Source organism: Rhizobium sp. BK176, from assembly GCF_024808055.1.
In genome coordinates, this window is sequence record NZ_JANUBV010000001.1 from 1,682,770 (window position 1) to 1,709,669 (window position 26,900).

Genomic DNA, 26,900 nt, shown 5'->3' on the forward strand with positions numbered 1-26,900 from the left:
GTTAGAGACAAAGGCGACAGCCGGAGAGGATGACCTTGTGACCATCGCCGCCACGGAGCGCACGAAAGTGCTACGGGCGTGTGTTTTGCTCGTAGATAGCAAGAAATTCCAGTTCCGCCGCAAACTTCTCACTGGCAACATGGGATAGCCAATCTCTTGGCAGCCCTCGTACTCGATCGACCAGATCGTAGCCGTTTTCGGGAATAGCGAAATAGCGATCCACCGCATCTCTGACATCCAGCCAGGCCTCAATTTGAATCGAGGACATGGAGCCGACAGACTTTTCCGTCGATCGAACCCATCGGTCCGAGAGCCGAGCCGAGAAGTCATCTCGTCCGCTGAATGGGATCAAATCGGGCCTGTGGACCTCCAAATTTCGCACCAAGGAGTGAACGTTCGAAAGCGGCGCGGTCTTCGCGAGAGACCAGTCCGTCAGCGTAAATCTGAGCGCTGTACTCCGTTGCACCTCAAACGAGCTACTGAGGCTCAAGGTTGCCAGTCTGGCTCCAGTCGTCGCGTAGCCGATGTCAATTTCATGTGTTGGCCCTTCCACGGACATCGGCCCCTCCACCAAGTGCAGATGGACGTTCTCCACCGCTCGATAGACAAGCTCATCGACAACCAAGATGTCGGCGACTGCAAGCCCCAATTGACCCACGGCTGCGTGTCGGTCGCCGACAGATCGAACAGAGCCTGGTTTCGATCTCTGCCATCGACGCGGGTCTTTAAAATGCCTGTCTACCGCGTCAGCCCGCCAAGTCAATATTTTGAGCCCGTAGTACAACTCGCTGAAAAGACCCATACCGAAGCTCAGGTCTGAATCTGTCGGGAATTCGTCAACCGATGCAAGCTCGAGGCCTCCCGATGATTTACAGGAAACATACAGACGCCCGTCATGCCAAACGAGCTGAAAAGGACGCGGGTCCATCCATACGTGACTGGGAAGCCAGCTGGCGACATGGGTGACTTCTGCTGGCGATATTCGGCGTACGTCCGAGTAACCGAAATCAAGCACGGTCGCTGTCCAATGCTCTCCCGGAACGATTTCGCACTCGAAGGTGAAGGGGAATGTTAGCTTCATCTACATAACCGACTCGTCGAACACGGAAACTGTAACGATGGCAACCTATATCATTGCTTCAAATGATCGTCCGGAAGAAAACGTTGAGCTGTGTGGGCGACTATCTGCGTTGGGTACGAAGGTCTTCCCCCAAAGTCCATCCTGCTCCATTACCCACACGATCACACTAAAAGCGGCTGCGGCTAGCAAGCGCCGACCCAAGCTTCTTCAACTCTTCGTCGCTCAATAAGGAGGAAAGGTCAGGACCGCGGCTCTCCACCCTTGTCCCGTACCTGCCGACTGTGACATAGGGAGCATGCGTCGAGATCAACACTATCGCCTTAGCAGTAAGTTCCACTGCGGTCCGGATAGCGTCATGGTTTTTCAGTAGGGCAGGGTCAGCCCAATTGATCTGCCACTTCTCAATGTCGTCTAGGCAATTGTCGACAGACCAGCCGCGCCCAACTGGCACCTGTACGGCGTTTCCCATGCGCCAAAGTGAACTGTCGAAGTTCGGAAAAATCCCCGACCCGAAATGTGGATCATCGCAGACCAAGTGGAGCGTGAAACGCTTCTTGAGGTGAAAGTGCGGCGTCACATATACGCCTTCGAACGCGACATTGAGTTCAGGATCGATAAGAAGCTGCTGCTGATAGCCAAAATCGATGTAAACGGTACGATTGTAGGGAAATGACGCCTCTAGCCATTCATCTTCATCGAGCGTGTCAGACAGCGCGAGGAAAGCAAAATCAGAGCAATCCAGGATATCTGCGGGTCCCAGGTTGTCGCCAATCTTCCGAAGCATTCCAGCGCGACCCGACCACCGACGAAAATCTTCAACGGACATGTCACCCGCGGGGTCAAACCTGAAATGAGGTTGAGACTTTACGCGGATGGGGTGAGGGACCGAAAGCATCGAATTTCTCCAAGGACACGGTCACTATCGAGCAGAGTTTTGCAAACGACGAAGCATGGTGGACGGGGACCGTTTGATAGGAGAAGGTCGACGTCGACACGGTGTTGACTTAGAGGCGTGCATCTACTTGTCCATTGCGGACAACATCAATTCTTGGGCGGCCGATACAGACTTGGTCGCAACGAATGCCCTGTACAGGATTGGACCGCTGCAGAGGACCTCGCGCTTGCGAGCGAACTCAGGATGTTTGTCGGGTCGCTCCACCAGTTCCGCCAACTCCGCCAACAGCACGTCGGGAACGCCCATCAATTGGCCGCCGGCGAATGGAAAAGTCGGGTGCGGCAGTTCGATGGAAGCCACGTCCTCAATTGAAGGGCCGCAAGCGATCACATGTACGGAGGAGACCAAGTCGACACCGTCATGCCAATAGTAGACATCGTACTCCGAGTGGTAATGCTCGAAAGACCAATAATCGCCATCGTCGTCGACCGAGTCGAAGCGGATATTTCCGGACGGATTAGTTCGGAAGCGCGTAACGTGGTAGTCCCACTCGGAGACTATCAGGGCGTACCCCACCGTGATGTTCAGTCTCATCTAGCCGTCTTTCTGCACCGTGATGCGTGACGTCTGGGTTTTTGCTTTTCGCGTCACCCAGGGGCGTAGGCCCGCATCGTTCGTTCCTACTAGGATCGTGTTGGCGCGCGCGAAAGAAAAGCGCCGATCTCGATCCTATTTCACAATGCCGGCTTCGATATCAGGAAGCGGGCCGTATGTGTGTCGTGTTGATCATCACCGTACCCAAAAGCACGACAGTCCTGGAAGAACGAATATCTTTCCCTGGGGCCTCAAGTAGATGTCAGATTCCGATCGACCAATACTCCAAGGTTTGCTATCTAATTTGCGCAACTCGGGTTTTCTCTCCAGACCGTCGTCGGAGTAGCTACGATGGTTCTTATATAGGAACATTGTCCCATTCAGGACTTGGGACATATCGTGACTTCGGGACATTTTACGTGAGTTCCTACATCCATGATCCACTCGAAGCTCCGAGGGAAACCATGCGCATCAAGTTCACCCACCCCACCATCGTCCGCGGACACGACCGGGATGGCAGTCCCAAGGCCGAACTCTGCCGAGTCGAGAGCGAATTCGAAATCCCCGAATACACATTGGACGAAGCGCCTGTCGCGCTTATCGCCCCCGGAAAATCGAGGTTTTCCGATTATTACCATCTTCACGACGGCAAACTCTACATGGCGTTCCCCGTAGGCGACGACTACGGTGCGTTCTCGGCCGAAGGCCCACTGTCGTATGGCCTTCACAACGGCAACGCCCATCACATCCACTTCGAACCGTTTTTCGAGACCGTCCATCGGGCGGCCGCGCGGATGGAGGACGATAGCGGGCTTGCCATCAAGGTCGACGTCAGGCGTCAACTCCTGAAACGCGAGGCCAAAATCAGGATGCACGAGGTCACGAAGGCCTGCCTGAACGCGCCTATGCTGCGCAAATGGAGCTGGCTCTCGCCCAATGCCGACCAGGATATCGAACACTGGCGATCCATCGCCGCCGAAAAGATCGGCAACATCGTTCTGATTAAGGGGTTGCCGTGCCTCCGCGCCTTCGAACCCTGCTACTCCTTGACCACGGCCTACGGCGCGCCGCAGATAAAGGTCGGCTCAAAGAGAGTGTTCGCAAAGCAGGTCCACGTTGTCGAAAGGGACGCGGACGGTTTGGAAATCCTCGGAAACGGATCGCGGCAGCGCCATACCCATTACTTCGCCGCCTCCGACTTCGAAGGTGCGGAAGCTTTCGCGAAGTCGATCGGATGGCGTCTTCTTCCTGACCAGAAGCCGGACATCCGCATCAGGAACGAGGCTGCCGTAATCGACGATTTCGACAGCCTCGAGACGGTCCGGCACGCGCATCTGCTGTTGGCGACCATGAAGTGCGGTCAGAACCAGTACCATGTCAACAGCTACTTGCGAGAACAACCCCAGACGCTCGTTGGCCCCATGCTTACCGAACTGACGGCCCGTGGGCAGGCTCTCAAGGACGCTGTTTTGTCATGGCAGGACCAGAAGGGCGACGTGGACGGCATCCGTGCCGAGCTCGTTACAATGACCGAACACGCTCTGGCGTGCGCCCGGGAGTGTTCTGCTCAGCGAAAGCGCCAAGGTGTCCATTTTTTTAACACGTTCCTGAGTGTTCCGGGGGAAACCCGGGACGACGCCTCTTGGGACATCACCAGCCAATTGGAACAATTCGTCATCCGCGCGGACCAAGCCGAGGTCAGCCTGGATATCCCCATGACGCGGAGCCTCGGTCGCTAACGACGGCTGTCGGTGACCTTGTATTCCTTGGTGACGAAGCCCTTCTGCGCGTCGCCGCGATGGAATTCCTCCCGCCAGACGCGCAGGCCCATGCACCCCGAGCAACGCCAGCGCTTCACATGGCGGCCGAGGCGCTCCATGTCGCGCTCCTCGAGTTCCGGCGTGCTGAAGGCCGACCATTGGTGCGAGCATCCGTCCGCGATGTTGTAGTGGACAAAGTGGCCTTCGACCTGGTGTCGGCGAGGGGAGGCGCGGTTGCCGATGGTGAACAGGCCGCGGATGCCGTGCGGCGAAAGATCGATCGTGACGACCGAGTGCGCCAGATAGGTCTTCGACCGGCCGCTCCGGATTGCACGCCTGGGTCCGACCTCGCGGCTCGACAGCCCGTGTTTCTGGTTCAACAACAGAACCGCCGCGATCGCCCGCTTGAGGTCGCCGCGGCACTCGGCTTCCATGAAGCGCTCCAGATCGGCCGGCATTTTGAAAAGCGGCCTGTATTCCCAGATGTCGGTGAGACGATGAGAGAACGTCTCGACGGCTGCACGCAGGTCCGTTGATACTTCGCCCATCAGGAAGTTGCGGAGCTCGACCTGCGCCTCTCCGACGACCGCAGCGCCATCGCGACGCTGGTAGACGAACGGAAGGAACGTGGCGTTGTCCTCGTCGCCTGCGCAAACGAGGACGTCACCGTTCTCGAGGAAGAGATATCCGACCCTCGAGGCGGTATCCGGCTGGATTTCCTGACGCGAAGACGCACGCAGGGACGCATGCTGGTCGATTTCGATATAGGTGTTGGTGAAAGGCGGGATCGCGAATTCGGCATGCTCGCAGACGAGGTCGGCGCATTCGGTCGAGAAGCGCCCGGCCTTCGCCGAAGCGTCGTCGTCGAAGACGTAGCGTTTCACCTTGTAACGGATGGCGTTGAGGTGCTTGTACATCAACGGAGTGAGAGCCTGCCTCGCATCTCTCGTCGCAAGCGCGTCATCGAAGATCATCGCCGTTACTCCGTCTCACGTTGGAGGCGGGTTATCACACGGCAATCATTCCGTGTCAACATTTGAAGACCTCGATGTCGACGCCCAGGTCTTCCAAAAGGTTATTCGAAAAGCATCCAGAAAAATGCTATTTCCGGATTTCATTCCCCTCTTGCGAGGGTCTCCATAGCGCTAAACGCCACAACAACGCGCAATTTCAGTCTCTTTCGACCCCGAGATCGGCCAAACACTGGTCGCAGAAGAATCCGTTCTTCTCCGGAACGTCGGTCAACATGCACGACTCATGCCACCAATCGCATCCAGAACACCGCTCGACATTGACATCGAGAAGAGCGTCGTCCCAATCGAACCCTTCGTCCAGCCCGAGAGCTTCGCACGCCTCGACGATCGACTTGCAGGTGCCGTCGAGGAAGCCCGACATTTTGACGATGTCGGCGCGGTCAGGTCGATCCACCTGAAACCTCCTTGGCGGACCCAGCGATCCGATGTTCGATCAGGTCGCCCTCGTTGACCCAGATGAGAACCGCGTCGCCGATGGCGTACAGCGGCTCGTTGTGGATGTTTGCGCGCATTTCTTCCCTGGTCTGCCCCTTCGCCATGGCAAACCGCAACGGCCACAAGCGGACACCACGGATCGACGACGGTGCGTATACCGGATCGGTGAAGACGTTTTTCGCCCAATTCTCGGTGCGTTCCTTTGCCGGAATGTAGAAAGGCGGCACCGCCCAGTCGGAGATCGGCTTTAGGTAGCCGACGGGTTCGCCGAGGTGGACGGAGCAATCGCGCTCGCGGACACGCGCCTGCTCGAGTTCCTTCCATGCTGTCGTAAGTTCGGCAAGCAGGACCGAGGCACTCGCAGCGACGACGTTGGTCGCGTCAGGCACTTCGCCGCTCTCTACCGGATGCTGTTCGGAAAACTCGCGGCCTGTGTCCTCGTTGTCAAAGAGCCAGCCAGCGGAAGCCGCGGCACGTAGCGCCTTGATCTCGTCGGCCGCGCGCCGCATGATTTCGTCGCGCCCGTCGTAATCCTGCGTTGCTCGGTCGAGGATCGCCTCGATCTGTTCTACGATATCCATCATCCTGCCATCCTCACCGTTTCTGCCTTTTCCGCCATCTGTTTCAAGACTTCGAGCGCGCAACGAGATACCGCTAGAGCCAGCGATGACCCGGTTTTAGCGACCTCGTAGTAGCCGCAGAGGCGGCTATCGTAGTGCTGTCCGGACATTTTGACCTGCGAATACCCGCTTTCGTCAATGGAGATGTCGAACTGAGCCTTTTCGAGGACGCGCTTCGCTAGCGTGAAGGCGGCCTGCGCATTGCCCGTGAAATCTGTCTTTCCGTGTTCGCGACGCAGCCCGTGGAAATGGTGATATCCCGCACCCGTCAGCGGATAGGTCCAGCCGAAGGCCCGTGCGAACAGCATTTCGTTCAGATCGTCGTCGGACGCGCGAGCCAAATTGAGACGGTCTTCGATTTCGGAGATTTCCATGACGGCGTTCCTTCCGGAGTTTCAGGCAACCGCCCGATCAATTCGAGGCACCAGCGAAGAGAACTATTCGGTCTCGTCTTCTGCTTCTTCGCGTTCGCGGCTAAGCCGCTCGTCGACGCTTCGGCAGGTTTCCTCCCACCAGCCCTGCATGATCTCCACGCACTGCTTGCGCGAGCAGACCACCGAGCTGGTGCGTCCCCACCAGCGCAAAGGATGCTTGTCGCTCCATCCTTGTTTGCAGACATCGCACTCGGTCGATGTCTTGAGGAAGTCGGGGTGTCGCCAGTTGAGTTTCGGCTTTTCGGTTTTTGCCGTCATCTATGACTTCCTCACTGGAACGCCAAGGCGGCAAAGGGTGCATTCGTACCCTTCGTTTTCAAGCCTTTTGACTTTGTTGGCCGAAGGGATGTCGACGTCGGTGATATCCGCTTACATACTTGATACTCGATGGTCATCTGGGACTCCTTGGCCTAGTGAGGCATACGGCGTTCGACGGTCACCGCCGATGCAGCTTGCACGGCGGAAGTCGCCGCCGCACGCGATCTAGTCAGCTTGGTTGTTATGCAGGAGGAAGTAGGTGCTGTCGTTTACGGTCCATTCCTGCGCTTGGGTAACCTGCATCGGCATGAGGTTAAGTGGGGAGGCCATAAGAACTTCGGGATCGACGCCTGGATTTTCGGCCTCGATCTTGTTGATGGCTTCTTTCAGTTCCGAGAGCCGCATAACAGTTTTCCTTCCTACTTAGACGATGGTGATTTGCGACAGGACGTTGAGGTCGTTTTCCGACTCGCCCTCAGCATTCGAACGCCGTCGGCTTGAGGTCACCGCGACGGAACCACTCTTCGTCGCCTTCGGTGAACGCCAGAAGGATCGTCTCGGAATACACGTTGTCTCCCTCGTACTTGCGCTTTGCCCACCGTACGATGCCAACACGTCCGTCGAGTGCCTTCCACGTCGTCTTTGACACCAGCACGGGGTAGTCGAAGTTCTCGGTCGAGGAGAACGGTGCGGAGGCAGCGAAAAGCCAAAGAGGGATGGCCGCACCGAAGACCAGCGAAATGGCCGCAGGAAGCATGGACCATGAAGGGATGTCCGCATTGAGAATGCTCCAGCCGAACGACGCCGTCAGCGCCCAGGCCAGCCCGGTCCACAGGACGGTCGATGTGCGACTTGAGTAGTAGCGCCACGCAATGCTGCCATTCTTATCCAAGCCCGAAAAATCGGCCTCGACCCCGTGGGCGTTTGCGGGTTTCAGGTAGTGGAACGGAAAGAAATGCGTCTTGCGGTCTGAGAACGTGACCCCGAGTTTGTTCGCGTCGATATTCACGTCGCTGACGACACCGCTCTCTCCGCCGGGGGTCCGCCACTCGGTCCCTTTGAACAGGACGAGCCAGGCTTCCCTGATTGCCTTTTCGATCTGCTCGCTCTGGCGGAACCCAAGAGCCGCCAATCCGTAAGTTGCGACAAAGCACAGAATGGATGCGGCGACGAATGCATAGGATGCCGGTTCAGCGCTGGGCGGCCTCAACCCGAAATGGGACACGACAGCGAAAAACAAGACGACCGCGCACAGAGTGGCGGAGAGAACCGCACCACCTGCGAGCGCGGACCAAACGGAGTGGGCCGCAAAAGCACCCGAAAGGCTGCGTCCGATTTGAATTTTGTTCATTCGGTCTCTCCAAGATTTCATTTTCCGTGCTGTATCGGCCGTCGCGCCGCCTGTCAATGAGGTCTTGAATTAAATAGCGGGCCGGTGTCCCGAAAAAATCGGCGGTTCCGTCGTCCAAGGATGGCTTGCAGTGTTGACAATTCCGGCCGGAGAAAATACAAGACCTCAACGAATTGGAACGAGGTCGTCACATGTCGAAAGCGCTTGAAATCCTGAACGACGTTTTCGGCCACGACGCCTTCCGCGGCAAGCAGGAAGAGGCGATCGAGGCGGTCGTTTCGGGTCGCGATGTCATCCTTCTCGCGTCGACCGGTGGCGGCAAGTCCGTGTGCTATCAGATTCCCGCGATGATCCGCGACGGTGTCGGCATCGTCATCTCCCCGCTCAAAGCCCTGATGAAGGACCAGATCGACACGCTCCAGTTTCTGGGCGTCGCCGCCGATACCATCAACTCGGACGTGACGGGCTACGACCGCCTGAACGTCATGAACGCCATCCGCAAAGGGGAGATCGACCTTCTCTATGTGACGCCAGAGCTGCTCGCGCAGCCCAAGTTCATGGCCTTCCTCAAGGAAGTGAAGATCGCCTGCTTCGGCATTGACGAGGCCCACGCCGCCAGCGCCTACGGCCACGACTTCCGCCCGGACTACCAGGTCCTCGGTCTGCTCACTCATCATTTCCCGGGCGTGCCGCGCATCGCCGTGACCGCGACGGCCGATCCGCAGACGCTCGCCGACATCAAGGAAATGCTGAACCTTCAGGACGCCCTCGTTCTCGAGACCAGCCTCGACCGCACCAACATCAGCCTGAACATCGAAAAGCGCGACTCGCAGAAGCAGCAGCAGGCCAAGATGCTCGAGATCATCCGCTCGCGCCCTGGCGAGTCCGGTCTCGTCTACTGCGTCGGCAAGAACACGGTCGACAACGTCGCCGCATGGCTCGTCTCGGAAGGCGTCTCGGCGCTTCCTTACCATGCAGGCCATTCGACCACGACCCGCGAAAACAATCAGGAAGCGTTCCTGCGCGACGAAGTCGACATCCTCGTCTGCACCGTCGCCTTCGGCATGGGCGTCGACAAGCCCGACGTTCGCTATGTCATCCACAACGACATGCCGTCGAGCATCGAGGCCTACCAGCAGGAGACAGGCCGCGCCGGTCGTGACGGCCTGCCTGCCGAGGCCTTCATGTTCATCGGCAACAAGGACATCAACATCCGCCAGCGGATGATCAAGAAGTCCTCCGCCGGTGCCGCCTCCAAGCGCACCGACAAGAACAAGCTCGATACGCTGGTCGGTCTCGCCGAGACCGTCTACTGCCGTCGCCGCGCCATCATCAACTACTTCGGCAAGGAATACGCCGGAGACTGCGGCAACTGCGACAACTGCGACCGCGAAGCCGTCGGCCTCGACGTTCGTGGAGAGGTGCTCGATGTGGTCGGCTATCTCCGCGATAATTCTGGCGTCGATGACACCCACAGCCTGACGGAAGTCGTTCGTGCGCGGTTCGCCGAGCGTCGCCACACGATCGCCCGCTGGTCGTGCATCGTCCGCCAGATGATCGTCAACGGCCTCGTCGAAGTCCGCCACTCCGATTGCGGCCGCCTGCACCTCACGGCCGAAGGCAAGACCTACAATGGCGAACAGCCCTTCCTTGTCGTCAAGAAGGTCGAGCTGACCACGTCCAAGTTCACCAAGGGCGCGCGCGGTCGGTCGGCAACGCCCGCGCGCCGGTCCGCACCGCGCAAGCCGCGCGCGTCCAAGACTTCTTACGGGGAGTACACCGCAAAGCCCGCGCGCCGTTCTCGTCGCAGCCGTAACCTCGGCTCGCCTTTGCTCGAAGCTCTGCGCGCCATGCGTGACCAGCTGGCAAAGGAGGAAGGTCGGGAACCCTACTTCGTCATCCACGACACTGCCCTTCGCGAGATGGCCGAGGTCATGCCGCTGACGGGTGCCGAGATGCTCACCATCAAGGGCGTCGGGGAGGCAAAGGTCGCAAGCTACGCCCATCACTTCATCCCCGTCATCCGGAAGCACGCGGCATGACAGCATCGGTAAGCTCCAGGCTGAACGCGCTCGCGGCCGCCGCCGAGATTGGTTCGCCATCAGAGCGCACAAGCACGCTACTGACTTATGCCGGGCTCCTCGATGGACACTTCAATTCCAGACACGGCAGATGGGATACCACGCGTGACCACCTCAAGGCGCGTGGCGATTTTTACGGTCGAATGCCAACCGTCGACTTCGTCAAGGCGGCCGCCCGCTTCGACTTCGAGACGGTCACTGTCTTCGACTCGACCGTGTGCGGTCATACGCTGATACTTGCGCGCGCCGACGACGCGAGGATCATGCTCGCCTCGATAGATAGCGGTTTCATCGTCGAGGTGGAGTTACACGGCTGGCTCGATGCGGCGGATGGAGAAGGCGTGACGTTCGAACTCAAGAAGTTCCGTGATTTTCTGGGTCGGATGGAACGGATGTCGCAGCAAAGCATTCGCTCCATGGAATACATCGGACTGGCTCTGAGGCTCGAACAGGCCGACAACGGACGGAAGCCGATCCACAGATGGTGGTCGTCCGGCAGCGGAGCAGAGCAGGCTTTGTCCTGGCACCACAACCTCTTCACCCGCTCGGAAATCGAGTACATGCAGTTCAACGGCCGGCCTCTCGAGACACGGCACCAGGCAATCCACGGCAAATGGCGGGACATCTTCGACCTCGACGGTCAACGGTCCCACTATTTCGAGGTCCCCGAAATGGAAGCCGCGCTCAAGGCGTTGATGCCGTGACGCATTCGTACGTCCCTCCGCGTTGCGACCACGAGAAGATGGAAGCGCTGGCCACGCGCCTCTCTGTGCTCGCGCGCGAGGATTGTAATGATCCTGGTTCGTTGCACGGGGTAGCCTCCAATCTCGCGCGTTTATCGAGAAAGTCTCCCAAGTCCCTGGCGGAACTATTGCGTGAGTTCGGCGACACCCACGCTGACATAGATTCCGTCGGTTTCATCAAGGTGCTCGAGGTCCTTGGATTTGAGCAGTTTGCCGATTTCCCGCTGCCCAACCAATTCGGGATGAGCATCGCTTTCGTCAGGCACCGGGATTGTCTTCTCGGCATTCTGACCTTGCAACGCGGCGCACGGCCTGAATTGACGGTGGTCGGTCGGGCCATCGGCTGGTCTTTCCAAGGGCCTACGGACGGCTTTCCCAACGATGTGATGCCACTCACGAGTTCCGCCGGCAAGGCGCATCGCGTTTCGTTCAATGGCGCGTCTGGCCTCATGCTGAAGCTGCACCAGTTGGATCGTCACGTCAGGCTTTCAAACGGATGGTGGAGCCTGACTGACATGGGGAGTGTCTTGGTTTCGGCAACCATCGGAACTGAATTGGTCGGGCAACGGGAGCGAATTCTCTGTCGCGACTACGACGCGATCCGCAAACTCGTCGAGGAAAGGGGAGACGCCGTGCCGTCTATCCTGCGTTACCAGTTCGATGCCGACCACCGCTTCACGCTCGCGGATGTCTTAGCTAGAAAAGCACGGGCGGATTACTAGCCACTCCGACGTTCTGCGTGGTGGATTGCCAGGCGCGCGGATAAGCTTCGAAAAAACCGGAGCCGAAAATGAAGCTGACTTTCCGCCATCTCGCCCTCGTTAAGGCAAAGCTCAAGGGCGGCCGTGTCGCGCGGCATTCGGTCATCCTCCCGGAAGGTGACTTCCACCTCAACGTCCTCGACGGCCGCGATGCTCCTGTCGTCATGAAGGTCACCACCTTAGACTACGCCGACCGCGCTTTCGTCCGTGATGTTCGCGCCTTTAGGGACGGTCTTTACAGGACGGTCGGCAAAGAAAGCACGCATTCGAAGTCCGACGGGCCCGAAACGCTCGACTCCCTGGTTGAGGCCATCACAACAGGACCGTTGGCGCGGAACGGCTTCAAATCCAAGATCGTAGAAGCGGCCGGGTCCATCATCCGTCGCACCGAGGGCGAACACTTCCAGCCACCCGGGATCACGAACGCGCTCACCTATAAGAACCTTGAAGACGACTCCGATTTGGTCACAGCCGCCATACAGTTGACCGACCAGATCGCCATGGACGACGAGGTGACGGCCGATATCGCGTCCTGGCGTCAACGCACCCAGCAGTTCATAGATCGGTTCATCGTCGTCGACGGCACGGTCTTCAAGCGATGCGGGGAGCCGATCTATGAACTTCACGCGAGTGAGTACAGCGCCTATCTCGGCGTGAGCTACCTCGACGAAATGACAGTCAATGGTATCGGTCCGCACAAGGAACTCACGTTCGCAGCTACTTCCGCGGACGAATCCCAGGCGGCGCTGGCATTGGCGGCAACTTGGGTCGATCCAGAAAAGCACGGTAGCCACCGACCGAATAGGGGGTCCATCGAAGTCCTCGACAGCGACTTTGTCCGGTGGCGGGCCGAGGAGCGCGACTTCGACCGCTTCGCAAGGAGGTTCGAGCGCACCATGGGTGACGGCATCGACACCCTGCGCGAGCGTCACAAATCGACGAGAATCCCCAGAAGGGTCTACGACGCTTGGCTGGACCTTCGCGAGGCGCTCGACGCCTATGACGGTAAAAATGTCGCAGCTCCCGAAGGCACGGAGGAAACGCTGGTGATCGCCATCGACACCTGGCGTTCCTTCAAGCAGAGCCTCGACATCGACTTCACGTCTCACGAGGCTCCCTCTATCGGGTCGGTGGACAACATGCTCCAGCGTTTCGTAGACCGTCCGATCGAGATGGGTCCCGTCGTCGGATACACCGGCGGCCCGTCTATCGGATGAGACGAAGCGGCTGGACACCGATTTCGAACTCGACCTCGCGGTCGTTCCAGAGCTGAAGCACGTCGGCGGCGTAGGCCAGAAGCTTCTTGTCGCGGAACATCGCACACATTTCGGTGTCCCGGTTTCGAACGAGGGTCGCGACAGCCTCTTCCAGTTCTCCCGGGATATCGGCCTCGGTTGCCTGGCGCAAACCGCCCACCAACTTCTGCATCGTCTCCAGAAGTTTCGGATCGAGGTTCATCAGGTTTCCTTGGAGGATTGTCTTTCCCCTGTCATCGCCGTCGCTGTAAGGCCGCATCCGCTCAACGAAGGCACGTCTCAAAAGATCGCCGACGGCCGTCAATGTGGTGCCTTCGCTCGAGGACCTCAAATATCGGGCGTCGTCGAGTTCGACGTCGAAGAGCCTGGTTTCGAATCGTACGTTCTTTTCAGTCCGCTCTTCTATCGCCGCGATCCTCGACGGCAGGGTATCGACGTCGGCCAACGAGACGAACCCGATCGGAGAAGTACCGTACCAACCGTCGATGTCGACGAGCCTGGTCGGCTCCGGCCTGTTCTGGACCCATCCGTTGACCCCCATGGCGTAGGAACCGATGTCTCCTTCGATTCGAACCATCGGCTCCTGTTCCTCGACGAAAAGGTTGCCGCCGACGATGATCATGCGTTCCATCCGCTTGGCGAATTCCGCCAGCTGCGTTTCGACGCGCTCCTCGATGTAGGACTTCAATCCCAGCTCTTTTATGGTCGGGAACAAGAACCCGTCTCCACTCCTCCCGTTCAAGATAAATTCGCCGAAGGCGGCAGGTATGGTCTTCTTCGGCAGAAGAGAGTCTCCCTCCTTCCTCAGGCGGTGAACGACACTGGAAATTCTCTCGCCGACGGAGGTGAAATAGGGGTGGACAGTCCCGCCGTAGCGCGGGTAACTCAAGGCACGAGCATCATCCTCGTCGGGCGCGACCACTCGATCGGTGTACAGTTTTCCGCCGATCCCGAAGTATTCGACCCGGCTGTTTGTGCCGTTTTCGTGCGCCAGCCCATAGGCGAGAACGACCGGAACCTCCGACAGGTCGTATTCCGGTATTTCGAAGACGCTCGGCACCGAAGCGAAGACGTTTTTCTCGACGTGTCCCGATTTCAGTTGTCCCCACCCGATGATCGGAACTTCCACATTCACCCGCATTTCCCGACTCCCGTTGTCTGCCAACAGTGACTCCAGGCGAGGCAAGGCTCAAATGGTCACGGCTTCCATGATGGCGTGAAGCCGTGGTCGAGCGTGACTTCGCGGTCGTTCCAACGGCGGACGATATCCCGAATTCGTTGTCCGACGCCTTTTTCGTAGACGAAAGCGCTACGAGCGGCGCTGCCGGGAGCCGATTCGACGATATGGAAAACTGCCGCCTCCAGTTCGTCGGTCTCGCCGGATGTATGGGCAACCTCGAGACCGCGCAGCAGACGCTTGTAGATCACGAACTGTTCCGGCGACACCTTGGACAGCGCGTCGACCATCCAGTTGGTCTTGTCGTCGTCGTTTTCGAGGTTTTCGTCGACCACGAGCGACGATGCGAAATACCGGGTGAATGCCTGAGCAAGCCCTGCCAGGGTCAACATGTCCGTGTCCGCGCCGAGAACGGTTGGATCGATGACTTCGACATCCGCGACACGGATGCCCACCATGCCGCCGGTCGCCACGACGGGAGCTTCTGCCTCCATTCTTTCGAATTCGTCGAAGCGAAAATAACCAAGCGACGACACTTCGTACCCCTGGTTGGCAAGACTGTCCGGCGGAGTTCCCGCTCGAATGGCGCGGCATTCCACGTGCCCTGCCCAAACCGGCACCATAGCCATGAGCGGCTCGGCCTCCGGCAAGTGGAAGCGGTCGCCCACGACAATCATACCCCGGATGTTTCTTCTAAAATCGTCGACTTGCCTGGCGATGGCCTGCTCGACGCCGTTACCCCTCAATTCCATGTCGCAAACAGGCTCGAGCTTGCATTGAGAAGCGCACCGCTTCACGGCGTCCGCAAACAAAGCGGGGTGCATCTGCTTGTAAGCAGGCAAACCGGTCCTGTTACTCTGCATTTCCGCTTGCTTGATCGCGACCGCGATAGCCTCCATCTGCCTATCGAAAAGGCCGTCCGGTGACCTATGCCTTCGGTACGTCGCTTCGATCCGGGGGTATGGCCGCGCCTCGATGTCATGGTAGAGCCGCCCGTCATGGCTCCTGAATTCCTCGACCGCTTCCACCCCGTCCGTGCGCCTGTAGCGAAGGGCAACGGGAGCTTCCTGCTCCGACATGACGGGAATCTCTATCGCGACAGCCTCATAACCGACCACGATGCGTTCGTTGACAGCCCGTCCCGGTTTCGCCTGAAGAACGACCGGAACCTCGAAGACAATCTGCATCTGCCTAACCTCTTGGAGCTGGCGACGAAAGCTGGAATTCCTGGTCAAGCGAGACCTCTCGGTCGTTCCATCGCCGGCCGATTTCTCCGGCGAAACGCGCTGCATTGCCATGATACAGGAAGTAAAACCGCTCTATAGCCCGCTCGTCGCTTTCCAACACCGCCATCACGGCCGCCTCGACACCCGACGGATCGCCGACACGCTTAAAGGTATCCACGCCCCCGAGCAATCTCTGATAAAGGGCGAGCTGCGCGATTGGCACCTCGGTCATCGCCTTCGACAAGCGGGCGACGGTCTCCTCGTACTTCGACTCGGAATCCGGAAGCAGTTGCGTCAGGAACCTCTGCGCAAATCCTGCGGCTACCTCGCACAGCGACATCGCTTCGGTATTCGCGGTCAACAGGGACGGGTTGTAGACCAACACCTCCTTGGCATTGCTGTAGACGGTGCCGCTCGTGGCAAGGGTCCGTCCTTCCTCCAGCATTTCCTCCTCCTGGTCCATTCTGAAAAACCCAAGCGAGGGGAGGTCTCGCCCGGTTCCTTTGGGAACGCCGAACTCAAGGTCTTTCGCCCTCACGACCTGGCAGAATACGTCGCCGTAATGCTCGGTAATCTGGAACACGGGTTCCGGTTCGGGAAGATAAAACCTGTCTTCAATGATCACGAGGTCCTTGATCTTCTTCTTGAACGCTTCGACGGTATCGACAAGCTCTTTCTCGTCGTAGTCCTTGACTTGAAGATCGACCAACGACTGAGGGCGATATTCCGCATCTCCCCATGTTCCAAGGAATTCGGCGAACCCCGCCGGACCGAGGATGCCCTTCGCATACGACTTGCCTATGTTTTTGGTCCATTCCAGAAGCGCCTTGACCCGTTCGTCCGTCTCCGAAAACAGATCGTCTTCTTCGAGGCGATGGCGAAGAACGTAGTCCACCTCGGCGGAGGGTCTGTTCGGCAGCGCGCGGAACATACTTCCCTGGTAGCCGCGGAACTCTTCCTTTGTCTTAAAGGCGTTCACGTCGCTCACGACGTAGCTCAAGGCCAAAGGTGCATCATGATCCGTCAGCACGGGAATGTCGCGCTCTACAGGCACATAGCAGAGCACGCGCCGTTTTTCCCGGGCGCGACCTGGCGTTCCGTTTACGACGACGGGAAAATTGAAGGTTATGCGCATGCAGTTATCCTCGGACCGATGGCTATGTCTATCAATCGACAGAGCATGGAGCAAACCTCCTTGTCGTAGTCGCAGGCGCACCATACGGTCGACTTGTATTTTCAATGGGGATGATGACATGGACGCCGTTCAACGCTTCGACAAGGTGGCCGACTATCTTCTGGAATGCTTCTCCAACGGCCAGGAAACGGTGAGCAAGCACGATGTCATCGACGACGCCGGCACTGTTCTCTCCACCGAGGCATTCGCCGTTCTGGATGAAATCCGCGAAAGCGGCGTGTCGATCGGCGACGGGAAGGCGGTCGAGGCGCTCGACACCTTCGTTCAGGCGTGGAGCCAGGGCTACGACCTTGCGAGCGGCAACGACCTGACCGACGACGACGAGGCAGTCAGCGCCGTGCTATCCGCATACAGGTCTGCGAAGCCCGCAGTGGCACCCGCTGGACCACGGCTCTAACCAAGCGCCCCCGACGCGTTTCCGACGAAATCGAGGCTGACCGGCCGATCCTTCCAGCGGCGCGCTACCTCCCTTGCGAAAATCTTGAGGCGGTCCGACCCTGTGAAGTTCTCGTAATCTCCGGTTTCGTCCTCGGCCATGGCCATGAACGCCTCCTCGAGGTCCGGCGGAAGTTCGTCGTCGGCCGCGTCCCCTCGGAACTTGCCGGATATCGCCTTGAAAAATCGGACGTCGCGACCGGCGGCCTTCGACAGCCATCGGGTGAGGGCGGCTCCGTGTTCTTCACCGTCCCCGTCCCGCGACATCACCGACTGGAAATGCCTGCGCATGGCGTCCGACACGTCGAATATGGCGATCGCCTCGGGCGCGGCCTTCAACACGGATCGATCATATACCTCGATGTTTTCTATGAGGTCGTTGAGCGATCCTGGAAGCCCCATGGCCGAAAGAATGACCTCCGCCTCCTCGGACATGCCCCTCCTGTCGTCCATGCGGAACCAGCCGACCGAACGGGGCAGGGTGCTGTGTATCCTGACCGACCGTCCTGCATATCCGTGCCGTTCCACGCAGGCCCACAGACCGTTGCCGTCGGGATAGAGCCTTATCAGCGGTTCCTTTTCTTGTCGGTGGATGCGGCCGTCGATAACGACGAAATCCGCAAGGAGAGCGTCGAATGCCTCGATTTGGGGAATGACCTGCGCGCCCAACTCTCCGTCGAGCCGCATTCCCATCAGCGGTTCGAAACGGTAAACGGAACCCTTCTCGACGACGTGGACCACCAGAGAATTCGGCCCTAGCCGTTTGGCCGGCTGGCGCTTGTGGTCTGACATCTTGTCTATGACCGCCTCGATTTTCTCGGCAATGCCCCGCCGGCCGGCGAAAAACGGGGCGACGTCGTTCGACCCGAGGTCCATAGAAAACGCCTGGCCGATGGCTTCGATTCTTGAATCGGCCCACAGACGGCCGTCCACGGCGCGGTATTCTACCCGCTCAGTTGCCTGGTTTTCGGCGTTGACCTGCCGGAAGGCGAGGGCAAGCGGCGCTTCGCTCGATCCGTACTCGCTCAGTTCGGCCACGTGCGGAACGAAGCCAATGACCGTCTTCTCGGTGGTGGCTCGGCCGTACTTCGCCCTGACAATCACCGGGAGTTCGAATTCGAGACGCAACAGGCCATCTCCGTTACTTCGCTTTGGCCTTCCCCTTGGAGGCCGTCTTCTTTTTCGGTGGGTCGAATCCGCCGACGGCGGCCTTCCACGCACCCTGCAGGTAGGTGTACAGCTCCCCGTTGTCTTCGATCTTCTTGAGGTGCTGCGGTGTCAGGAAATAAACGTCGCAGGACGTTTTCGCAATGAGGATCGCTTCCATTTTCAGGGCGGCGGCACCGGCGCGCATCTGGCCGTTTTCCGGCTTCGCCTTGATGGCGATCCTGTCGGGACCTAGCGACAGCACCAGATCGCCGACCTCGGCCGCGAACTTCCTGACGTCGTCCGCCTCGCGGGTCTCGCCGAGTTGCAGTTTGCCGCTGCCAACGACGGTCGCGTCATCGGACGAGGACCCCGACGCGAGGACGTAGCAGAGACGGTTGGAGTCCAGTTCGATGCCAAGTGTTTTCAATATTCCGATCCTTTGTTTTTGAAAGCTTAGATCATGATGGCCCGTTCACCAAGTGACCGCCAAAGTGGTTGCAAGCCTGAAAGACGCTCTCGAATGCGCTACGATCCGCCAGATACCGCCGCGCCGCGTCGACTGGGAAAGCCCACACTTTTGCTCCGATGCATTCCGATATCTCGATCGTGTCCCGCACTTTGACATGTTCCGGAATGACCACATCGAAGTGGGCCGAGACGCGCAGGACGTCGGTATCGATGTCGGTATCAATGACGCTTATCGGCTCGCCCAACATACGGTCGAGGTCGACCTCTCTCGCACGTATGACGTCCGGCAAGACGTCAAAATGGGCGGCCGCGAGGCTGATCCTATCTCCGCACGTGATACGCCGGTCCCGAAGGCCCATTCTGGAAGCCCGAAACACCACGCTGTTTACCGATTCGAATTCCCGCGGCATGTAAACCGATGACCTCGTGAAATCGGCATGACCTGTCTCCAGCCTGCGGGGAAGTCTGACCGTACGCTTGCACCCGGTGGCGGTCAGTTGGCCTTTGATCCTGAAGCCCTCTGGGATGACGGTGACATCGCTCTCCGAGATATCGATGACTGTCTGAACGGAAAGGTCCGCCGGCAGTGACTTCAGCTTCGAGCCAGCGGCAAGCAGCTGATCGATCTTCCTGATGCCGCCAAGCGACTGGATTTCGGTGCCTGTGATTTTCAGAGATGAGACCTCGAGATCATCTGGAAGCTCCTTGATGCGCGTCCCCTCGAGTTCAAGCAAGCCGCCCACCTTCAGGCCTCTCGGCAACTCGCTTATCTTCGCGCCCGCCAGATCGAGGTTACCTCCGAGTACCAGATTGTCCGGGATGCATTCGATTTCCGAGCCACGGAGATTCAATGTGTTTTCGATCTTGAACTCGCATCCCGCCCATACCTTGGTGCCGGACATCTCCAGACCCTTTGCCTCGACACGTTCTAGTTTCCCATCGAAAACGTCATCGTTGATCGACACATAGCCACCCGCCCTGACCACTTTTGGAAGGCGGAATTTCTCCTTTGGCATCTCGCCATCCAGCCAAAGCGAACCGCTCACCTCGAGCATTTCGGGAAGATCGGCGAGCGGGTGGACGCATCCGTGTATGTCAGCTACGACCCCGTGCGTACCATCGAGATAGCTCAGTTCGCCGACGGCGCGGAAGAATGATGCGAGCCTTTTAACGTATCGAGGGGCGGGGAAGGCATTTTGTTTGCCGGAAATCTGCTCGTAGACCCCGCTGGACAAAGCAATTGTCACATGCGGTCTGCCTGCCGGATCGCGCATCGACAGGAAGAGCTTGGTGGGATCAGTCAGCTGATCGTCGTATGCGCCGTTGCCGATACAGTGCTGCATGATTTTTGATTCGTAGTCCAGCGCGTCGGCAGTCAGAAGGCGTACCATCGACCATCCGTCACCCAGGTCCATATACGGCGCTGTCCCCACGGAGCTGTCGGACACTTCGTTTCGGCCGGCTTCGCGCAGCATGTCGCGATCCACTTCGGCGACCAGCGCGTCGACCGTCGGGTATTTCAGGAGCTTTTTCGGACGTCCCTTTTCGTCCAGGTTGGAGAGCCAAGCCGCGTCACGGACGATTGCCGCCCGCATCCAGTCAACGATGTGACGGATCGCGCGTCCTGACGGCTCCACCACCTGGTGACCCCCGCGCCTACGTTCCTTCGCAAGAATCCGGCCGACGCAACACATGAGCAGATGAAAGATTTTCTCGTCGCCTTCGCTGACGATCAGCAATCCTATGCGCGTCTGATGATCTGCGTCTTCGAATCCTTCCTTTGTCGTCATTGTCCCTGCCAATTGTTGAACTCGGCCGGAGTCTCCATGTGCATTCGCATGGCCCGCATCGCAGGAAACAATTCGGTCATCGCGCACTCCTGTGGAACTCGTCGTAGATGATCGTTCTACCGTTGGCACCTCTTCTCACTGGGGCAAACTTCGTCACGCTCGCACGGACAAGCTCGGCGAAGGCCGATATTCCACCCTGCCGCGCGTGACGCTTGTGCGCGCCGAGATAGAAGCGAGCCTGCTCAACGGCCGCGGCTGGCATCAGGCGTCCTCCCAAGAGAGCACAGCCGTCAAACAGAATTCTTCCTTATCGACACCTGCATCTTTGGCGCGCAGCACGAGTTCGACGAGCTTCAAAAGCACGTCGTCCCTCTCGACGCGACGATCAAGGATTTCGCAGGCCTTAGCGAGAGCCTCGCCATTCTCCGGAACGACGCATTCCTTCAAACACCCGCCGATTTCCGAGCGCAGGGCAGGGACGGCGATGTCTCGTGACTTGTCTCCGGTCGAGCGGTAGGCCACAGCATGCATGAGCGGCGTCGTCTCGCTGTCGTACCATTCCCGGCATACGCCGTAGACGACTTCGTCGATGTCCATGATTTTCATGCGCGTGGCCCCGCTTATCGTCCGAGTTTGATAGGATATTCAAGACGTCGCGTCAACGTATTTCGCGCATACGCCACCACGAGGAAACACATGACGTCGGCTTATTGCAAGACGCCGTCAACGCCTCCGATCAGCTTGTCCCGCCACGTCGACAAACGGAACGAAATACTCCGGCGGGTCTTCGATGGTGACTATGTTCCTCCCTTCCTGGCCTGTTCGACTCATCGACTGGATAGCACGTTGCAGGGTGCCAGACCCAAGGATGCCAGTTGGACCAGTGGTAAAGCCTGACAGGGCCGACCTGAGCGACCCCTCTTTGAGTATCAACTCCCTGGTGTCGGAGAGCGAAATAGGAGCGGCCCATCCAACCTTCACAGATTTGGCATTGACGTTTTCCCCTAAGAAATCCACGTCTGACGCGACTTCGAGGTAATATGCTGAGATATTGCCCTCGATCCTCGTGTCTTGACGTGGTCTGAAGTCGACCGTCGTCGCGTTGAGGTCGGGGATCGGACCGTCGGCGAACACAATCCGGTCCATTGCATTGATACGAGGCGCGGCCACGAATGTAACTCCCCTCAGGAAGGCGGATAGACACGAAAATGTCTCCGGCATCGAGACATGGGAATTCGTGAGGTCCAGGGAGCCTGCGATCTCCGACAGGCCAATGTGCAAACCGGCGCAATCTTTGCCGGTGATGGAAAATACTTCGATCGTGCCCTGTATTTCTGCAATTGCCGTGTTTGAGATGTTGAGCTGGCTATTTACCCTCAAGTTGTCTGGAAGTCTGGTGAATTGCGATCCAGCCAAATCGATATCCCAGAAGCGCGGCTCTCCTACGATTTCCGTCAACGCGGATGAACAAGCCTTCAAGCTACGACTATTCTGCTGGCCATCGTCGGCGAGAAAAACCGCCGTATCGAACCGATCGATGGAGGTAAACGAGATGTCGATGCTGCTGCACCGCAGATCGACCGGCAAGTGATCGACTGACGTCTGCGCCAGTCCCAGAAGTCCACGCACCGTCAAGCCTCTGGGTAGCTGGGTGATCGCCGAGCGGTCGAGATAAAGACCTCCCGATACGGTTAGGTTTTCCGGGAGCTTCGAGATGATGGAGCCGCGAAGGGAAATATCCCCTGCAACCGATAGTTCGTCGGGCAGCCGATCAAGGACGACGCCCTCGATAATCAGGTTGCCACCTGCCTTGACGCTTTTCGGAGTATTCTCGCAGGGTCTGCCGCCGAGCTGGATAGAGCCGGTCGCTTCAATGACGTTTGGCAACCTCAGATTTTCGACGGTGTCGTCGATATGAATCCGCCCATCGACGCGCAAGACCTCAGGCAGGTCGTAGATCGTGTGGACCACTCCGTCGACGTCCTTGATTACGTTTTTTGGAAGGCCGGCAAACTGTCCTGATTGGAAATAAGGCAGGCATCTGGCCACATATTTCGGGATCGGGGAAGCGTTTTGCTTACCTTGGAATTGAACGACCGCATCTTTGTAAATCTCCAAAGTAGCGTGGGGCATACCGAATGGATCGCGCAAGGACAAGAACGAAGCGTGTTCGTCGGCAAGGCGCTTGTCGTACGCGCCTTGCCCGATGCAATGCTGCATCAGCTGAGATTCCCGGTCGAGCGCGGTCGCCGTCAGCAACTTGACCAACCACCAACCGTCCCCGAGATCGAAGTGCAGCTCTTCGTCACGCTTGGAAATCTTGATCTCGTTTGGATTCGATGATCGCCTACGTCGGAAAAACCGATCTGCTTCGGCGGTGATCGACGCCATTGTGCCAAACTTCAACAGCTTCTTTGGCCGATCCTGCTCGTCTACGTTCTTTAGCCACGTCGCGTTCTCGTTGACGCAGACACGGAGCCAGTCGGCGATATGGATGACCTCGCTCAACATGTCGAGCGCTTCGGTCATCTGCCTGGTCTTGAGGTCTGCACCCGACCTCAATTCGACCCGACCGACGCAGTAGAAAAGAAGCTCGGCGATCACTTTGTCGCCGTTGACCACTCCCAAGAGGTAGTCCTTCATTCTCGCAATGCGCTGTTCGCTCTCTTCCATTTTCGCACTCATGGCTTTCCCTGCCCCGGGCGGCCTTCAAGCAGAGGACGGGCGACACAGGTCTGCATGTTGCGCTCGAGATCGGCACGAATTGCTGTCCACCAATCCGGCGGATTGTCGAAAGCGGTCGACGGAACACGGCCGTCGTTTCGGCTCGCAATCGGCCGCAGGAGAGGAAACGGGTAGATGTAGTTCCTTCGAACCGTCACCTCGTGCAGCTCGCGTTGCGCCTGATGAGCCGCTGCGGCATTCCTACGCTGGCGACGCTCGATAGTATCGAAGTCACCATACCTCGGCAGAAGAGACGCCGGTACTTCCGGCGTGGTCTCCGTATCGAGCATGAATTCCCGATGTCCGCCAAGATGCACTTCCTCCATGGCGAGCAAGCGCGAGACGATCGTAGTCTTCCCGCCGCTTGGGAGACCGGTAAGGAACGAATGAAACGGTTGTGTCGTCGGCTCTCCGTTGTGATCTTTTTCCAGATTCCCGTGTAGCGCGATTGCGCACTTCGCCTCGTCGAGGGTCAAGGCGGTCGATCCCCACAGCGCGTCCCCAACGGACACCTCCGCAACCTCCACGCCGTCTCCGAAGAACTCGAATTTGGGAGATACCCTTAGTTCGCGCGCCTTCAGCGTGCCATGGATGGCCTTGATCTGCGCGTTGAAGATGTCGATGGTGTCCGCCTCTACGACATCAGGAAGCCCGACAGGAGAGGCGAATCTCGCCGTTTTGGCTTTCAGGCGTGTCGGCATCCGCCCCTTCATACCCCATCCAACCACAAACTTACCACCACACTCGAACGTGTCTGTCATGCTGACCCGCGAATATCCCAAGTCGACGTCTCCCCCAACGGACACGACCTCGATGGATACATCCTGGCAATCGGAAACGGTAAGTTTCCCTGTGATACAGGCGTCTGCGGGAACCGTTGAGATGGCGGTACGTGAAATATCCAAATCGCGGACCTGCAAACCATCTGGCAAATTGACGACCTTCGACCCGGAAATGTCGAGAATACCGAATACGGGCGTACCGACGATATGTTCGAGACCGGATTCGGAGGCGACGAGGTCCTTGGGCATTCCATCGCCCCCTCCAAGCCATGCGGCATCGACCCGTGCAATCGAGGTGCGGCGCATGTCGATGCCGCCTGTACGAAGGTCGGCAGGCAGTTCGGTGAGTGACGTGTCCGGGATGCTCAGGATGCCATCGACCCGCAGGCCCGACGGGATTTCGGTTATCCGCGTTCCAACCAGTTTGAGGTGTCCTCTGACGTGCAGACCCTCCGGCAAAGCAGAAATCTTCGAACTTCCGAGATCGATTTCGCCCGCAACAATGATCGAAGGGGGAAGGTTCGGCATCGGGTCGCCGGCCAAGCGAAGCGACGCGCACTCGACGTACTCGGGAACATTGGAAAACCGATATCCCGAGATCGTCAAACGACCGCCGCAGCGGATTTCCCTTGGAAGCCGTAGGGATGTTCCATCGCGTTCGTTCCTGAGGTGGGCGTCGCCAGCCACTTCCAGGATTTCCGGCAGGTTCGAAGCGCTGAAAACGATGCCGTTGACGTCCGTCACGAGATAGCCGGTCTGGCACCGGATTTTCCGGGCCGAAAAGTATGGCAGGCACTTGGAGATATATTTCTCGACAGGGGCGAGATTCTGTTTCCCTCGGAACTGGATCAGCTTGCCGTCGACGATCTCGATGGTGGCATGCGGCTTTCCAGAAGGGTCTCGAAGGGAAAGCAGGAGCGCGTCGCTTCGATGCAGGTGCCCGTCATATGACCCGTGGCCGATGCAATGCCGCATAGCTCTCGATTCACGGTCCAATGCGGATTCCGACAGGAGCTTCACCAGCGACCACCCGTCGCCGACGTCAAAGTGCAATTCCTCCTCGCCGGACACCATTGCGGACGACTTCCCAAGACCCGTCTGCTTTCGTCGCATCTGCTTGTCGGCCTCGGCGACGATAGCCTCCATGGTGTTCAATTTCACCAGTTTCTTGGGACGACCGAGGTCGTCGACCCGCGTGATCCACGGAGCGTTGTCGGCCACCGCCACCTTGAGCCAGTCGGCGATGTGCTGGACATCTTGGTGTCCCGGCATTTCCATCGCGAGATTGAGGGTTTCGGCTACGACGGCCGAATTTGCCGCATCGGAGGACAAGAGAACGCGACCGACACTGAGCCATAGCAGTTCCGCGACCAACTGGTTCCCGGAGGCCTCGCGGTCGAGCCAGCGCTTGACGGCTTCTACCTTTGGATTGTCCTCGTTCATCGCCCGCTCCGAAAATAAAGAATTCGATGGAGCGGATTACGAAAAAGAAGACCTCATGTCAATGCCGCAATCAGGCAGCCAGCGCGTTGATGTCCAGCGTTTGTGCATCCCACCGTTCCAGAGTGAGGTCTCCGATTTGAGCCAGCCGTTCCGTCACGAAGAAGACCTTTCGCGCGTTCTCGTCGGCGAGAATGGATGGAACGACGCGAAGGATGCGCGCGGACGACCTGCCGATGTTCCATTCGGCTATGCCGTCGACGAGTTCCTTGAAGAGCGCGAACGTGCCGACGTCGATCGAAGCAAGCGCCTGCTCCATTTCAGCGAAGTTTTCCACGGGATCGTGACTGATCGACGCGATCCGGCGCACGAAACGCTTGCGCATTCCTTCGGCCATGTCGACGACCGACATGTCGGCGTAGTCGCGACTGGGGATCAGCGGCGAGACCATGTCGACCTGCAGGTCCTGATCGGCAAGCCAGCCGCCGCCCACGGCTGCCGCGTAGTCTAGCGCCGCCTCGAATTCCTCCATGCCGAAGTAGCCGAACGTCTTGGGCATGAACCCGATGCTGTTGTTCATCGCCACAGGATCGCTACAGTCGTCGCCCGCGACGACCTCCACCGTCGGATAATCGGAGTCTCCCCCGATCATCAACATAGGCACCTCTTCGCGGACCATCAGGCGGTCGTCGACGATCAGGAAACGGCTCATCCATGCGTCGAACGCCGCCCGCTGCGGTTCTATGACCTTCTCGTTCCACCACGACCGTCCGCGCTCCAGCGCCACAGGGACATGCAACGGGGCGGTTGCGTCGCTGATGGCATCGACGAAGGAGGTCGGCATCGCCTCTTCCTTCAATGACGCCTTGTTGAGTTTGCAAAGCTCAACAAGCTTCGGTGTCATTGTCTTGAACGCGCGCTCGAAGAACGGATGGACGGCCTTCGTGTTCCGCCCAACTTCGAGCCTGTAAATGCTGTCTCTGGAGGTCATAACTTGCGCGGTGTCGCGCACGGTCTGCTTGTCGACAAGGTGAAAGTCGACGGGAGAGGCGTTGGCTCTTAGCCGGTAGGAGAGGACCTTCATCGCTTCCGACGACGGGTATTCCAGGATTTCGTAGTCGCGACGCTCGCAGGCGACGGTCCACTTCGCCCCGTGCATTTTTGATGACGTTACTTCCCCGATGATCGGGACTTCAACGGTGATCTTCATG

At 58.5% G+C, this 26,900-nt stretch carries 27 protein-coding genes; 6 read left to right on the plus strand and 21 right to left on the minus strand.

Going from position 1 to position 26,900, the window contains the following annotated elements; translation table 11 throughout:
- Positions 1-70: 70 nt before the first annotated feature.
- The 3 genes from FHT76_RS09080 to FHT76_RS09090 all read right to left on the minus strand — a co-directional run bounded on the left by FHT76_RS09080 (position 71) and on the right by FHT76_RS09090 (position 2,570).
- Positions 71-1,081, minus strand: a complete 1,011-nt coding sequence (locus FHT76_RS09080; protein WP_259185510.1) for a hypothetical protein — start codon at positions 1,079-1,081, stop codon at positions 71-73.
- 166 nt (positions 1,082-1,247) lie between these two features.
- The gene (locus tag FHT76_RS09085; RefSeq protein ID WP_259185511.1) at positions 1,248-1,907 is read right to left on the minus strand and encodes a hypothetical protein; all 660 of its coding nucleotides are present in this window, start codon (positions 1,905-1,907) and stop codon (positions 1,248-1,250) included.
- 192 nt (positions 1,908-2,099) lie between these two features.
- Positions 2,100-2,570 carry a hypothetical protein gene (locus FHT76_RS09090; RefSeq protein WP_259185512.1) on the minus strand — a complete coding sequence of 157 codons (471 nt, stop codon included), beginning with the start codon at positions 2,568-2,570 and terminating at the stop codon, positions 2,100-2,102.
- Positions 2,571-2,989: 419 nt separating this feature from the next.
- Between FHT76_RS09090 and FHT76_RS09095 the strand changes: the two genes are divergently transcribed.
- Positions 2,990-4,309, plus strand: coding sequence for a hypothetical protein (locus tag FHT76_RS09095; protein ID WP_259185513.1), 1,320 nt, complete (start codon positions 2,990-2,992; stop codon positions 4,307-4,309).
- Here the strand turns inward: FHT76_RS09095 and FHT76_RS09100 are convergent.
- The 7 genes from FHT76_RS09100 to FHT76_RS09130 all read right to left on the minus strand — a co-directional run bounded on the left by FHT76_RS09100 (position 4,306) and on the right by FHT76_RS09130 (position 8,462).
- Positions 4,306-5,304, minus strand: a complete 999-nt coding sequence (locus tag FHT76_RS09100; protein ID WP_259185514.1) for a hypothetical protein — start codon at positions 5,302-5,304, stop codon at positions 4,306-4,308. The two genes, FHT76_RS09095 and FHT76_RS09100, sit on opposite strands and share 4 nt — an antisense overlap.
- Positions 5,305-5,500: 196 nt before the next feature.
- Positions 5,501-5,758, minus strand: a complete 258-nt coding sequence (locus FHT76_RS09105; protein ID WP_259185516.1) for a hypothetical protein — start codon at positions 5,756-5,758, stop codon at positions 5,501-5,503.
- On the minus strand, positions 5,745-6,383 hold the full coding sequence (locus FHT76_RS09110; protein WP_259185517.1) for a hypothetical protein: 639 nt from the start codon (positions 6,381-6,383) through the stop codon (positions 5,745-5,747). The genes FHT76_RS09105 and FHT76_RS09110 overlap by 14 nt, the downstream gene beginning before the upstream one ends.
- Positions 6,380-6,793, minus strand: coding sequence for a hypothetical protein (locus FHT76_RS09115; RefSeq protein ID WP_259185518.1), 414 nt, complete (start codon positions 6,791-6,793; stop codon positions 6,380-6,382). The genes FHT76_RS09110 and FHT76_RS09115 overlap by 4 nt, the downstream gene beginning before the upstream one ends.
- Before the next feature lie 63 nt (positions 6,794-6,856).
- Positions 6,857-7,111 carry a hypothetical protein gene (locus FHT76_RS09120; protein WP_259185519.1) on the minus strand — a complete coding sequence of 85 codons (255 nt, stop codon included), beginning with the start codon at positions 7,109-7,111 and terminating at the stop codon, positions 6,857-6,859.
- A gap of 225 nt (positions 7,112-7,336) precedes the next feature.
- Positions 7,337-7,516, minus strand: a complete 180-nt coding sequence (locus FHT76_RS09125; protein WP_259185520.1) for a hypothetical protein — start codon at positions 7,514-7,516, stop codon at positions 7,337-7,339.
- 70 nt (positions 7,517-7,586) lie between these two features.
- Entirely contained in the window at positions 7,587-8,462 is an 876-nt protein-coding gene (locus FHT76_RS09130; protein ID WP_259185521.1) for a hypothetical protein, read from the minus strand.
- A gap of 191 nt (positions 8,463-8,653) precedes the next feature.
- Here FHT76_RS09130 and FHT76_RS09135 point away from each other — a divergent pair, with 191 nt between their 5' ends.
- The 4 genes from FHT76_RS09135 to FHT76_RS09150 all read left to right on the plus strand — a co-directional run bounded on the left by FHT76_RS09135 (position 8,654) and on the right by FHT76_RS09150 (position 13,264).
- Positions 8,654-10,504 (plus strand): ATP-dependent DNA helicase RecQ, encoded by a 1,851-nt coding sequence (locus FHT76_RS09135; protein ID WP_259185522.1) that lies wholly within the window; start codon positions 8,654-8,656, stop codon positions 10,502-10,504.
- Complete coding sequence (locus tag FHT76_RS09140; RefSeq protein ID WP_259185523.1) at positions 10,501-11,247, plus strand: hypothetical protein; 747 nt, start codon at positions 10,501-10,503, stop codon at positions 11,245-11,247. Before FHT76_RS09135 ends, FHT76_RS09140 begins: the two co-directional genes overlap by 4 nt.
- 38 nt (positions 11,248-11,285) lie before the next feature.
- Positions 11,286-12,008: a hypothetical protein gene (locus FHT76_RS09145; protein ID WP_259185524.1), complete on the plus strand. Its 723-nt coding sequence runs from the start codon at positions 11,286-11,288 to the stop codon at positions 12,006-12,008.
- Between the two features lie 68 nt (positions 12,009-12,076).
- Positions 12,077-13,264, plus strand: coding sequence for a hypothetical protein (locus FHT76_RS09150; protein ID WP_259185525.1), 1,188 nt, complete (start codon positions 12,077-12,079; stop codon positions 13,262-13,264).
- On the opposite strand, the gene FHT76_RS09155 is transcribed toward FHT76_RS09150, so the two are convergent.
- Genes FHT76_RS09155 through FHT76_RS09165 form a run of 3 tightly spaced genes read right to left on the minus strand, consistent with a single transcriptional unit; the run spans position 13,254 to position 16,841 of the window.
- Positions 13,254-14,468 carry a hypothetical protein gene (locus FHT76_RS09155; protein WP_259185526.1) on the minus strand — a complete coding sequence of 405 codons (1,215 nt, stop codon included), beginning with the start codon at positions 14,466-14,468 and terminating at the stop codon, positions 13,254-13,256. The genes FHT76_RS09150 and FHT76_RS09155 overlap by 11 nt on opposite strands.
- A 32-nt stretch (positions 14,469-14,500) precedes the next feature.
- Positions 14,501-15,667 carry a hypothetical protein gene (locus FHT76_RS09160; RefSeq protein WP_259185527.1) on the minus strand — a complete coding sequence of 389 codons (1,167 nt, stop codon included), beginning with the start codon at positions 15,665-15,667 and terminating at the stop codon, positions 14,501-14,503.
- Positions 15,668-15,671: 4 nt separating this feature from the next.
- Complete coding sequence (locus FHT76_RS09165) at positions 15,672-16,841, minus strand: hypothetical protein (RefSeq protein WP_259185528.1); 1,170 nt, start codon at positions 16,839-16,841, stop codon at positions 15,672-15,674.
- A 118-nt stretch (positions 16,842-16,959) separates the two neighbouring features.
- Between FHT76_RS09165 and FHT76_RS09170 the strand changes: the two genes are divergently transcribed.
- Positions 16,960-17,298, plus strand: a complete 339-nt coding sequence (locus tag FHT76_RS09170) for a hypothetical protein (RefSeq protein ID WP_259185529.1) — start codon at positions 16,960-16,962, stop codon at positions 17,296-17,298.
- Here FHT76_RS09170 and FHT76_RS09175 read toward each other — a convergent pair.
- From FHT76_RS09175 to FHT76_RS09210, 8 genes are all read right to left on the minus strand, one after another.
- Positions 17,295-18,464 (minus strand): hypothetical protein, encoded by a 1,170-nt coding sequence (locus tag FHT76_RS09175; protein WP_259185530.1) that lies wholly within the window; start codon positions 18,462-18,464, stop codon positions 17,295-17,297. The two genes, FHT76_RS09170 and FHT76_RS09175, sit on opposite strands and share 4 nt — an antisense overlap.
- A gap of 13 nt (positions 18,465-18,477) precedes the next feature.
- On the minus strand, positions 18,478-18,912 hold the full coding sequence (locus FHT76_RS09180) for a DUF3010 family protein (protein ID WP_259185531.1): 435 nt from the start codon (positions 18,910-18,912) through the stop codon (positions 18,478-18,480).
- Positions 18,913-18,943: 31 nt separating this feature from the next.
- Complete coding sequence (locus tag FHT76_RS09185; protein ID WP_259185532.1) at positions 18,944-20,743, minus strand: PcfJ domain-containing protein; 1,800 nt, start codon at positions 20,741-20,743, stop codon at positions 18,944-18,946.
- A 76-nt stretch (positions 20,744-20,819) separates the two neighbouring features.
- On the minus strand, positions 20,820-21,005 hold the full coding sequence (locus FHT76_RS09190; RefSeq protein WP_259185534.1) for a hypothetical protein: 186 nt from the start codon (positions 21,003-21,005) through the stop codon (positions 20,820-20,822).
- On the minus strand, positions 21,005-21,349 hold the full coding sequence (locus tag FHT76_RS09195) for a hypothetical protein (RefSeq protein WP_259185536.1): 345 nt from the start codon (positions 21,347-21,349) through the stop codon (positions 21,005-21,007). Before FHT76_RS09195 ends, FHT76_RS09190 begins: the two co-directional genes overlap by 1 nt.
- Before the next feature lie 117 nt (positions 21,350-21,466).
- Positions 21,467-23,428, minus strand: coding sequence for a PcfJ domain-containing protein (locus FHT76_RS09200; protein WP_259185537.1), 1,962 nt, complete (start codon positions 23,426-23,428; stop codon positions 21,467-21,469).
- Positions 23,425-25,692: a PcfJ domain-containing protein gene (locus tag FHT76_RS09205; protein WP_259185538.1), complete on the minus strand. Its 2,268-nt coding sequence runs from the start codon at positions 25,690-25,692 to the stop codon at positions 23,425-23,427. Before FHT76_RS09205 ends, FHT76_RS09200 begins: the two co-directional genes overlap by 4 nt.
- A 70-nt stretch (positions 25,693-25,762) precedes the next feature.
- Positions 25,763-26,899 carry a hypothetical protein gene (locus FHT76_RS09210; protein WP_259185539.1) on the minus strand — a complete coding sequence of 379 codons (1,137 nt, stop codon included), beginning with the start codon at positions 26,897-26,899 and terminating at the stop codon, positions 25,763-25,765.
- Position 26,900 lies beyond the last annotated feature (1 nt).